At 38.3% G+C, this 12,645-nt stretch carries 7 protein-coding genes; 6 read left to right on the top strand and 1 reads right to left on the bottom strand.

Annotated features, from left to right (window positions below; genetic code table 11):
* Positions 1-10 precede the first annotated feature (10 nt).
* The 5 genes from G519_RS0120870 to G519_RS0120850 all read left to right on the top strand — a co-directional run bounded on the left by G519_RS0120870 (position 11) and on the right by G519_RS0120850 (position 7,863).
* The gene (locus tag G519_RS0120870) at positions 11-1,561 is read left to right on the top strand and encodes a lipopolysaccharide biosynthesis protein (RefSeq protein ID WP_029196358.1); all 1,551 of its coding nucleotides are present in this window, start codon (positions 11-13) and stop codon (positions 1,559-1,561) included.
* A 137-nt stretch (positions 1,562-1,698) separates the two neighbouring features.
* Positions 1,699-3,459 (top strand): class I adenylate-forming enzyme family protein, encoded by a 1,761-nt coding sequence (locus G519_RS0120865; RefSeq protein WP_029196357.1) that lies wholly within the window; start codon positions 1,699-1,701, stop codon positions 3,457-3,459.
* A complete protein-coding gene (locus G519_RS0120860; protein ID WP_029196356.1) occupies positions 3,452-4,543 on the top strand; it encodes an acyltransferase family protein in 1,092 nt (363 codons plus the stop codon). The genes G519_RS0120865 and G519_RS0120860 overlap by 8 nt, the downstream gene beginning before the upstream one ends.
* A gap of 12 nt (positions 4,544-4,555) precedes the next feature.
* The gene (locus G519_RS43870; protein ID WP_051253549.1) at positions 4,556-5,641 is read left to right on the top strand and encodes an acyltransferase family protein; all 1,086 of its coding nucleotides are present in this window, start codon (positions 4,556-4,558) and stop codon (positions 5,639-5,641) included.
* Between the two features lie 83 nt (positions 5,642-5,724).
* Positions 5,725-7,863, top strand: a complete 2,139-nt coding sequence (locus G519_RS0120850; RefSeq protein WP_161632943.1) for a right-handed parallel beta-helix repeat-containing protein — start codon at positions 5,725-5,727, stop codon at positions 7,861-7,863.
* Positions 7,864-7,923: 60 nt separating this feature from the next.
* On the opposite strand, the gene G519_RS0120845 is transcribed toward G519_RS0120850, so the two are convergent.
* Positions 7,924-10,326, bottom strand: coding sequence for a right-handed parallel beta-helix repeat-containing protein (locus G519_RS0120845; protein ID WP_029196354.1), 2,403 nt, complete (start codon positions 10,324-10,326; stop codon positions 7,924-7,926).
* A gap of 473 nt (positions 10,327-10,799) precedes the next feature.
* On the opposite strand from G519_RS0120845, the gene G519_RS0120840 reads away from it, so the two are divergent.
* Entirely contained in the window at positions 10,800-12,629 is a 1,830-nt protein-coding gene (locus tag G519_RS0120840; RefSeq protein ID WP_029196353.1) for a polysaccharide biosynthesis protein, read from the top strand.
* Positions 12,630-12,645 lie beyond the last annotated feature (16 nt).

The raw sequence follows: 12,645 nt of genomic DNA, 5'->3' as shown, positions 1-12,645 counted from the left end.
GAGATGAAAAATGAGAGTAAAAAGTTCTTTGGTTAATATATCCGTGGGGATTGGCAATCAACTTATCATTACTGCACTAAGTTTCTTTTCCAGAACAGTATTCATCCATACCTTAGGTATTGATTATTTGGGGATAAATGGACTGTTTACGAATATATTAGCAATGCTTTCTTTGGCAGAGGCAGGGATAGGATCAAGCATTATTTACAGTCTCTATAAACCAGTTGCTGAAAACGACGTAGATAAAATTAGTGTACTTATGAAATTATACAAAAAAACGTATATGATAATAGCTTTGATTATTCTTTTATTAGGTCTTGCTGTTGTACCATTCCTCGATGACTTTGTTAAAGACGCTAATGTTCATAATATTTATGGAATATATTTGCTTTTTCTAATCAATACAGTAATCCCATATTTATTCTCTTATAGAACCAATTTATTAAATGTGTATCAGAAAGGTTATATAGTCACTGGCATTTTTTCTATCTCAGCCATCCTCTCAACCTCACTTAAAATAGGTATTTTATACACTACAAAGAATTACATATTCTACCTTGTCATTGATTGTGCAATCACAATAATTAATTCTACCTTAGTATTCTTTATCGTTGGAAAGATGTATCCTTTCTTAAAAAATAAAGTGATAACAAGGCTAGATGAAGGAACAAAAAGAAGTATTATTAAAAATGTTAAAGCAATCATCCTACAGAACGTAGGAACCTATTTAATTTTTGGTACTCAGAATATAATTATTTCTTATTATGTGAGTGTTGCAGCTGTAGGTTTATACTCAAACTATTTCATGTTAATTGAGATATGTAGAACGTTCATTAATCAAATTTTTAATAATATATATCACAGCATAGGCAATTTAGTAGCCAAGGAAAGTAAAGAGAAAATTTACAGTGTATATAAAGTTACAATGCTTCTAAATTTCTGGCTCTATTCTCTATTTGCTATTGTCTTATTCGTTATTATTGAGCCTTTTATTAAAATATGGATTGGTTCTGAGTTTCTGATGAATAAGCTTGTATTGATTGTGCTGGCGCTTACATTTTATGAAAGAGGAATGAGAAACTCAATTAGCACTGTGAAGACAACAGCAGGAATATTTCATGAGGACAGGTACATTCCGCTGTGTCAGGCTGTAGTTAATCTTGCCTGTTCAATTATTTTGGTACAATACATTGGTATTGCCGGTGTATTCATTGGAACCTTGATAAGCGCAATACTAGTTCCATTCTGGACGACTCCCTATTTCGTATATAAGAAAGTATTTCATATACCAGTCATTCATTATTTTCTTAGGTATGGTTACTATGCAGCTATAGGAGTAGGTACTTGCATTTTGACATCTTATCTATCAAATCTGATTACTGCGCATACTTTAATTTCATTAGGTGTAAAGGCGCTTATTTGTCTGATCACACCAAATCTAATTTATATATTCATATTTCATAGAAGTGAGGAATTTAAATATTTATTTGGCATTATGTCAAGTATTGTGTTTAAATTCCAACATAAATTAATTCCAAAAAGCAGTACTGAATCGCACTAAAAATAGCAAATTTGTTTATTAACGATGGTTAGCCCACCAACAGTTGTTCTTTATTACGAACATACGAAGTGCTTTTATTAGATATTTAAGATAAGTGAAGCTATTTTAATTAGGCAAGATCCAAAGGAGAAGCTTTGATGATAGATCCCAAATTAAATGTGGATACAATCCCTTATCTCTTGAATAAGCGAGCAAATATCTGTTCTGCCGATATTGCATACAGCTTCCCGGAACTTAACCAACATTATTCATGGAGAACGATATGGAATGAAGTCCAGCTAATCGCAAGTGGTTTTCTGCAGTTGGGTATTAAGAAAGGGGATAGGATCGCACTGCTTATGACGGGCAGAATGGAACTGATCCTTTCTATGTTTGCAGCAGCCTGTGTGGGAGCTGTTATTGTGCCGCTAAATACATATTCCAAGAAGGATGAAATTCGAACCTATCTGCAAAGCTCAACTCCCACAGTTATAATCATTGGAAAAGAAGGGCACCATCTGAACTATCCCTTAATGCTAATGGAGATCCTTTCTGATTGTTATAATAGCATAATGGACTCTTCGTGGCTTCCCACTCATATCTTTGTTGTGGACGGGGAGGCAGGTCTGCCTTCGCCGCTGCGTCCTTTCACCGATCTATTAGCACTAGCCTCTTATGCAAAAGAGGAAGAATTTCTCAATGCATGTCGGTCGACGACTGCAAATGATCCGCTAATTCTACTTTACACGTCAGGTACTCTAGGCTCCCCGAAAGGAGTTCTGCGTACCACAGCTTCATTCTTGGTATCTTCCCCTATGGGACAAAAACCTGGAAAGATAGCCAGCTTACTACAGCGGTTTACTGACGTAATAGCTCGGCATTTTTCCGTAATAAGTTTATTACCGCTTTACCATCTTGGAGGGTTTGGAATCATATTTACGAATCTAAAAGCTTGTAATGTTCGTATTGTGATGCTAAGTCACTTTCACCCCTTGCATGCTAGTCAGGTAATCGAGAAGCAAGCATGTCGGATTTTAGTTGGTACGCCATATATGGTTCAGCGGATGCTGTCTGCTTCAAAGGGAGACTTCTCTTCACTATCGTCTCTCATCGGCATATCTTTCACGTCAGCAGCAGTAAATTGCTCATTACTCCGCAGAGTCAACGACGAGCTTCGGTTATTATTTTTTATGGTCACTTATGGCACATCAGAAGCGGGCTCAATAGCGAACGGCACTTGCTTCATTGGGGGACACAGAAACCCGCTATTGTTCCTTTTGTTCAAACTATTAACTCGATCTCATTTATTAAGTGGGTTAGTCCAATTCGAGAAGTTCGAGCAGAACAGCTACAGCCTAGCAGGCAAAGTGGATCGTGGAGTAGAAGTGAAAATCCTGCACCCGGAAACGGGGGAAACGCTGCCTAGCCACGAACATGGAGAGGTTGCGGTAAGAAGTCATAGGGTCATGCGCTATCTGAATGAATACCATAGCAAGCTTTACTTCACCCAAGATGGTTGGTATAGAACAGGAGACTCAGGCTTCGTAGACGATAACTCCATACTGACCATTACCGGAAGACTTCATCGGCTGATATCCCGCGGTGGAGAGAAGATCTCACCACTCGAGATAGAAAGCTTGCTATTGTTGAACAAAGATGTAGAAGACGCATTTGTTATAGGAATTCCCGACGACCTATATGGAGAGCAAGTCTGTGCATGTATTGTAGCAAAGAAAGGTTCGGATCTGACCGCACTGTCGATTAGAAATAATCTGGTGGTTCATTTGTCTGCATTTAAGGTCCCTGAACACATTGTATTTCTTCCTGAACTGCCATTATCGTCGACCGGTAAAATATCCGTTGTTGATATCAAAGTGCTTGCGATGCATGGGATAGGAGAGGTTAGAAATCATGCGTAGGTATTATCCAGGAATTACAATGTTTAAGCTGTTTGGTTGCTTGCTCGTCCTACTTTTCCACTCTATGCTGTACAAGTATATAGGCTCTGTATCAGACCAACAGTTGCGGTTTCTTACACTGTCCTTAGGGGTTGTTGTTCCTTGTTTTTATGTTGTCGCCGGCTTTTTGGCTTACAAAGGATGGACGAATGCCAGCGACTCAGGGGCGTATATAAGAAGGAACATAATGAGGATTTTGTTGATGTACATCCCTTTTTGTTTGCTATTTATAGCGGAAAGTATCGTCCCAGAGCTAATTCGAGGCGGATTTACTTTCAGTAATCTCGTTCTTCAAGCTAAAATTTTAGCTGTTGCAGTTGTGTTGAATGGCCCATCTGTTCAATTATGGTTTATACCGCCACTCTTATTCAGTTTGTTCATCTGTTATTGGCTGTACAAGAGACGTGGGATGCGCATTGCTGTTATTGTGGCGATTCTCGGTTTTCTCTTGAGCTTACTCATATCCGGCAGTTTTCGTTCAATACTTGTAGTCAGCATCGACGGATATCCTCCCCATGACAGCTCGCTCTTTGAATATATGAAACTATTCATCTACCGATATCTGGGACTTGGCTTCACATTTGTTTTAACGGGAATGATCATTGCAAAATATGAAGAGAAGTTCTACCAAACTCGCGTGTGGACTCTGATTATTCCCACACTAATTCTCTCAACAGTGGAGTTTTTTTATCTTTTTTGGTTCACTGAATGGAGTATCGAATACAAGATTACCGTTAGTATCCTTCCTAACACGATCCTTTTCTTCTACTGGCTGATTCACATCAAGAGTCTAGCCATCAAGACTTATCATAACTTTATCAATTTATTCAGCGTCGTGACGTTCTGCGGACATATTCTTCTCATGAGGGGAAACCTCCTCTTGTTAAACTGGGATGTGACGGAGATGAAAGGATTACAAGATCTCGTGTATTTGACGTTAACCTTTATGGAATGCTTGATTGCAACGATAGTCTTGTATAAAGTCCTTAATAAGAGAAGCAACACACTCGCTATGATTCCCAATCAATCTGTAAGAAAAAGCTAAGAGGAGGACAACGTGTTAAATTCCTTGACATCTTTTAGATATATTGCTGCATTAATGGTATTCATTTTCCACCTAGAATATTTCAGTCAATTCCAATTAGGCTCTGCAGGCGTGCAGTTCTTTTTTATCTTGTCTGGTTTCATATTGGCATATAATTACCACTCAAAATTCATGGAAATCAATTACATCAGCATAAAAAAATTCTATATTGCTAGATTTGCAAAAATATATCCGGTCCACTTACTAACCTTCATAATCTCTGCACCTCTTGTTATTTTTTATTTTCATCCGAATGGGTTGTACTTTATTAAGCTTGCCATTATTTCGGCTATTAATCTGCTATTAGTGCAGAGCTTTATTCCTGATCGAGGTACTTACTTTAACTTTAATGGTGTGTCATGGACGTTATCGGTGGAGGCTGTATTCTACTTATTACTTCCTTTTCTACTTTGGATATTCACCAAAATTAAGATTAAAACGAACATTCTTAAATCTATTTTAGTACTTATTGCTGTTTGGATAGTTTTGTTTATTTTAAATGCAAACTTGAATGAAGATAGTCATTTTCTAGTATGGTTGCTTCATATTTTTCCATTAACAAGACTTTTCGAATTTTCAACTGGTATACTTTTAGCATTAATCTTTGTTGAGAAATCTAATAGGGTCACAGTCAATAAAACACGATTTACTATTATCGAGATCTTAAGTCTTTTACTATTTGTAGGTGCATTACTAGCCTCGGTTGGACTTGATATAGGCATTGTAGGAGGTGTATATTTCGTGCCAACCTGGTGCATGTTGATCTACACTTTTGCTCATCAAGGAGGTGTTCTTTCGAAAGCACTATCTAATAAATTTCTTGTTTACTTAGGGGAGATAAGTTTTTCATTCTACATGATTCATCTACTAGTTATTAATTATTTTAGTTATCTAAATCTAGATAAATCGGTCAATTTTTTGATTTGCTTTTTGCTTTCTCTACTATTAAGTGCATTGATATATAAATATTATGAGGAGCCAATGCGTAAAAGAATTCGATTTGGTACAAATAAAAAGGAAGCAATAATTTATCGGCAAACAAGAGTAGAGCAATCTTAACAATCAGGATCATTACAAAAATATCCAATCATATGTTATTCTTGAAGAAACCTATGTGAGATATGAGAGGACTGAAATTCAAAATGTTTAGAAGGCTATTCGTTTTATGCTCAGCTTTAATGTTAATATTTCAAGCGTGCCCTATTGCTTCTAATGCACTGACGACCTCCCCTATTCCGACACAAGGACGAGTTTACGAGCTAGAATTAACGAAATGGCATATATACAACGATAAAACTCATGCAAAAGAAACCACCGATGGATTTAATAATGCACTTGAGTGGGCTCGTGACCAAGGATACACGATATTCAAAGTCCCCGCAGGAACATACCTTATTGCAAAAGGCACGAATGGAACCTGGGATTCTCACGGGCGTATCAACATGGTCAGTGATATGACGTTCTGGCTTGATAATAACGCTGTTATCCAAAAAGAAACAAATGGCTTCGCGGATTATTCGACGTTGTTCGTAGGTGTTGGAGTCAAAAATGTCGTTATTAAAGGTGGCACGTACCGCGGCGACAGAGACACACATGATTATTCAAGCGGTGGCACGCACGAAAGTGGCTACGGCATTCTAACAAGAGGTTCTTTCAATGTTACGATCGATGGGGTAAAGGCACTAAACTTCACTGGAGACGGACTTTGCGTCGGGGGTGGAGGAGGAACGATGCAGGATGTATATGAAACCGGTTTTGAGTCGGGTAATATCGATGATCGTGGAATTCCTGTACCCGATGGATCGAAAGTCAGAACCAAATTGAGCTGGAAACTTACTCATCCTACGTTTGATTTGACGCATACCTTAATTGTTGACAACGGGCAACGACTCCCGAACGATTTTGATATCCTTTTCTATAAAGCCGATGGTTCTTTCCACTCCAAACTCAAGCAGCAAGCACAAGGTAAGTACATTAACATTCCTGCAGGAGCTAATTCCGTTCGGCTTGCTTTTAATGGAACTTTGCAAAAGGGACAGTATCTTGAAATGTGGAATAGAGTACAATCGACAAACGTTGTCGTTCAAAACTCTGAATCATCATTCAATCGCAGGCAGGGATTAACAATTAGTGGTGGCAAAAATGTGCTAGTGCAAAATAACACGTTCCATGACATAGGTGGCAAAGATGGTACAGCTCCAATGGCAGGAATTGATGTTGAAGGTGGCGCAGGAGATAACGGCTACATAAATGAAAATATTACAATTAAAAATAATAAATTCTATAAGAACAGCAGATATGACGTTATTTTTTACGATGGACATGATGCTACGTTAGAAAATAACCATTTAGCTTCACGTGGAGCAATTGGACTCGCAGTTTCAGAACCATTTAAAGGGGCAATAATTAAAAATAATAATTTTGAAGGAACTAGCATTTATGCCTATCATGATGTTACATTTCTAGACAATCAGATGAGTGACTCCTTTACATTCCTAGGAGGACCTAATATTAATATTAAGGGAATGACGTTTACAAACGCTAAATTCCAGATAAGCAGCACTATCCCCTTTGGTGTAACCGCTTCTGATGTGAAAATCAATATTACTAACCAAACAGTAGATGCAGGATTATCTATTTGGAAAAACCCCGTTCATTTAACCAATGTAACGATTAACGGAGCACCATCTTTGAGGTCGGTTTCTGGTGGAAACGTGGAAGGAAATATATTTGATAACCTTACAGTCACTGGCTACAACTCAACCTACGGACTGGAACTGCCACCGGGAACTTACAACAATTGTGCATTCAAGGGACCGAATGATGGAGGTCAAATGGGGCCAAGTGCTGAAAAATCGGGTAAATATGTATTCAATAAATGCTCATTTTCTGGCAATGTTGGACTCAGTTCCGGCAATGCGAATTTAAGTCTTACGGTTTCAGACTCAACCTTTGATATTCTTGGGAACAAATCGGCGATTTCTGTGAATTCTGCTAAAATGGTAGATATTAAGAACAATGTAATCGTTGCTAATGGTATCACCACAAAATCTACAGAAATTATTAAAATGAATGACTATTGGCAAAGAATGAAACCAAATGACATTTTATCCGCATCGATTAGAAATAATACCATCACTACAAACATAGAAGCAGTAGGTATTTCTACGATATATGCAGGAACGGGTGCGGTAGCCTTCAATATTGCAAACAATATTTTGAATAAGGCTAAATTGAAATTAAAAGAGAACGATATCATAAGTAATAATAAAGAATTGTAATAAATCAAAAAAAGGAAGGATTTAGGGCGTTGTTCCCCTGCCTTCCTTTTTACTCTGCGGTCATAGGCTGATGTTGTCAATCAATCTTGTATTTGCGTTTGTATCAGTTGACACATTGTTGAAAATACATTTGGCAATCGTCATTGATTTATCTCGTGTGAGCCAATGCAAGTTGATTTTGGTATTTTCTAAATAGCTATTGTTGATGATAGAGGTATTCGTATTATCTATTTTTCCAATCGTTGAATTAACAAATGTACTACGATTATTTACCACGCTTCCATTGAAATTAATCCCGATGTTTTGAAATAAACAGTTATCCACTATTAATTTTCTTGTATAACGCACGTCGTTTGAGCCAAGGGAAATATCTCCGCCAAGTATGCTCGTTTTAATTCTTACAAAGGAACTATTGCTTAAAAGACAAGATTCAAAGTTGGCTCCACCTTCAATTAGCATAATTCCATCGACGGATATCGGTCTCCCCGTGTAATTCATTGGTGTGCGTATATCTATTTCATAGTTCTTAACTGTAATATTCCTAATAACGCCACCAGTTAGAAGTAATTGGAAGTTTGGAGATAAAGTATTATCATTTCTCCAATCTCTCTCTACCGTAATATCAGAAATGTAGCATCTACCGTAATTATATCGACTGATGTTAAATCCACTTGTTCCACTGTCAGTTATAGTAACAGGGTTACCGTTTAACGTCTCTGAGACTTGGAAACTATTCGCCTTTATGTTTACGGTATAATAAAGTTTATCAACACTAATGCCAGAAGGAACTTTGCCAATCCATTGCTCAAAGGAAACCTTTGCCCCATTGCCCATTCCGTGTGGCGAACTGTATGAGAAAGTCCCAGTAGTCACATCAACGGTCGGGGTCCCTAAATACCCGTATACACTTGAACCATAGAATAAGCCATTTTTTATCTGGCAATTCGTGATTACTGCCCCAGCAATATCAGCAATTTTGATATTTCCGTTATTACATACGGATCCATTTACAAAATTATCTCCTTTAACTACAAGTTCACAACCAATTATGGTGTTGTTAAGGTATTTTACATACATGTTATTCTGATAGGAACTAATCCCTCCAACATTATAACCTTCAAATGTGTTATTTTCTAAAACCACATTAATACCATCCGCATTTACGAAGTGTCCGCGGCTATTGTTAGATATATAATTGTCTCTAATATAAATTCGAGTATTTAGCTCTAAGCCTGATTGATTTATTTCAGGTCGCCATGTGGGTATATTTGTTTCTGACCACATGGATTCGATGTCAATTCCAAACATGGGGGAAGTTCCGTCTTCTGTAACGCCATCATCAGCTTTACCGATGTGATGTATTTTATTATTCATAATACTTACGTCGTTTGACCCCACGATAGAAACACCTTGCCGCCTGCAGTGGTGTAGATTACAGTCATGAATATAGATATTGGATCCCATTTGTTCTTGAGTATAATCGGCAGGATTCAGTTTGTATTCCAACCAGGTAGAAAAGATTGCGTCCCCAGTGCAATTACTAATTTCTACACGATCTATTTCGATATAATTAGAGCCATCCAGTTCAATGCCATGGCCAAATTCATGAGTATAATTCTGGGCATCAATCTTGGCGTTGATTTGTGAAATCTGAGCATCACTTAGTGGTGATGATGTAATATCAATAGCAAAAATCATCTTGTTTGCATTTTCGATTTCTGCGAACCAACCACGTCCAGTTGGAGCGGCGGGAGCGAACAGTCCATTTGTTCTAAACCCAGCTAAGGTGCTGCTAGATACTGTATCTTTATATTGATAGAAACTATAACCTGTGTTTGTTATACCGCTGATATTCCATAATCGGAAGATTTTAAGTAATCCAGGATTCGCATATCGATCGACGATTTCGCTCCGAATAAAATTCGGATTATTATTGAGTGAACCATCCGCATTAACCCCGCCTCTTACAAACTTTACTCCAAGTTGATAGATATGTGTTTTTTTATCCCCGATGAGGGTTCCGCCAGAGATCTTTGAAGTTGTAATCCCTTTCAAATAAAAGATTCTGTACCAAGGCGAAGAATTCGTATCTAATTGTAGAACGCATCCAGCAGCCATTTCAAAATGCATGCCGCTTTGCATGACAATACAGGAGAAGGATGTGTTATCCATCTTTAATTTATAGGTGCCATTTGGTAATATACAATGATTAATACCCTGAGATTTTGCCCAAACTAGTGCGTCATTGATGCCTTTGGTAGTGGAAGCAGATTCTGTCCCATCATTTTTGATAGTCCATCTGCCTAAATCTATAACATAAGGACTAGAGATAACATTATCCATAGATGGTTTCTTTGGAATCCAGTTCGATTGATTGCTGTCATAAGTCAGGATGTCATTGTTCGTCGGAAGTTTGCTTGACAAATCAATATCATCAAGGTCGCCGAGATTAGCTTTTATCATCTATGTTCACCTCTTTCTATTTTTCTTCTATTGTATGATTTACTAGATGAAATAGTTCGGGTTTAAGAGTAGGTGAATGAACGATTATTTTTATATTGACACGTTCTTTATAAAGAACTACAATGAAATAAACGAAGTGGCGGCAAATTAACATTCATTTTTTCTGAGATTTTGTTCTTTATAAAGAATAAATGTGACGAAAATGTTCTTTATAATAGGATAACGGCAGACCTAAGTCGTAAAGTTCTTTATAAAGAACAATTATATGGAGTAACAACCGCCGGTGATGCCTCCTTACCGTTATCAATGGAAGCACTCGACCATGCTGTGGGTTGAATTGACCTTAGACGCGAGTCGTCAAAAGTGTGGTGCGAGGAAGGGTTAGATGCCCTATATAGGATTAAAGGATTTAATTATATGGTCTTTCTCCAAAGGCCTTATACTTAAGAACTTTAGTGAGAGGGTGGATTTATTTGTCATACCGACAAAGGTTATCTCTATTAATATTCGTAGACTCATTCATTGTATTAACGTCCATTTTTTTTAGCCGACTTTTATTGAGCGCAGATCTAAACGTCATAACGCTGCCTTTGGTCGTTAGTTCCATTACTTTGCTCATTAGTCATCATGTGTTTTCGTTTGTGTATAAGCTTTATAAAAAAGCCTGGGAACATGCGAGCATCGGGGAATTGTTGTTTATTGTAAAGGCGATTACGTTTTCTATTATTACCGTGGCGTTTGTTCAGCAAATCATTGTGCAGGATATCTACTTCCGTTTACTCGCAGTCACATGGATGCTCCACATCATGCTGATTGGTGGATCTCGTTTCTGTTGGCGCCTCCTTAGGAACCGTTATATCAATAAACAAGTGAATAAAAAGCGTACTTTAATCGTTGGTGCCGGTTCGGCAGGGATGATGGTTGCCAGACAATTGATCAAAAATAATGACGCGGATCTAGAGCCTATTGCATTTATTGATGATAACGTGCGAATGCATAACCTGGATATTCTGGGAATACCCGTCGTTGGCGGCGTTAATCGCATAGAGATGACGGTAAAAGAGCTGCAAATCGACAATATTATTATTGCTATTCCTTCTCTAGGTAAAAAGGACCTCAACTTCATATTCCAAGAATGTGCGAAGACGGCAGCCAAGACACAAACACTGCCTAAGCTAGAGGATCTAGTAACGGGTAAGCTTTCCGTTAATCACTTCTTGGACGTTCAGGTTGAAGATTTATTGGGGCGGGAACCCATAGAGCTTGATATTGAAAGTATTTCCGAATTTATCACGGACAAAGTGGTACTAGTAACTGGTGCTGGAGGCTCAATTGGTTCGGAAATTTGTCGACAAGTCACGAAGTTTCATCCTCAGAAGCTGATTCTCTTAGGACATGGGGAGAACAGTATTTATTCGATCGAAATGGAATTAAAGGACATTTGCGTACATACAGAAATTGAATTCATAACGGAAATTGCTGACATTCAGGACTCATGGAAGATGATGTCGATCATGAACAGACATCGGCCTGATGTCGTGTATCATGCAGCTGCCCATAAACATGTACCGCTCATGGAGCGGAACCCGGAAGAAGCGTTAAAGAACAATGTAATCGGCACCATGAACGTTGCCAAAGCGGCCAGTAAATTCGAAGTGGGTACATTCGTCATGATATCGACGGATAAAGCGGTGAATCCAACCAGCGTCATGGGGGCCACCAAAAGAATGGCTGAGATGATTATTCAGGATATGGATAGAAGCAGCAATACCAAATTCGTTGCTGTTCGTTTCGGCAATGTGTTAGGAAGCAGGGGCAGTGTTATTCCGAGGTTTAAGCATCAGATTGAAAAAGGCGGTCCGGTTTCAGTTACTCACCCCGACATGATTCGTTACTTTATGACGATTCCTGAAGCATCCAGATTGGTCATCCAAGCCGGAGCCTTAGCGAAAGGCGGAGAAATCTTTATCCTAGACATGGGAGAGCCGGTGAAAATCGTAGATTTGGCGAAAAATCTCATCAAGCTATCCGGCAACTCGCTAGAGGATATCGGGATTGAATTTACCGGAATGAGACCGGGTGAGAAGCTTTATGAAGAGCTGCTGAAAGCCGACGAAATCGACGAACAGCAAGTATATCCCAAGATTTATATAGGTAAAACGGCGGATCTTTATGTAGAAGAAATCAAGGAGATGATTTCCATTTACACCTCACTTGATAAAGAGAGCCTAAGAGAATATCTCGTAAATTTAGGAAATAGCAATATCATTCCATTACCAAAGAAACTAGTCTCAATTGGCTAAAAAGGAGCAAACAGCT

Source organism: Paenibacillus alginolyticus DSM 5050 = NBRC 15375 (assembly GCF_000422905.1).
GTDB lineage: Bacteria > Bacillota > Bacilli > Paenibacillales > NBRC-103111 > Paenibacillus_E > Paenibacillus_E alginolyticus.
This window is presented reverse-complemented; position numbering and strand designations above follow the sequence as displayed.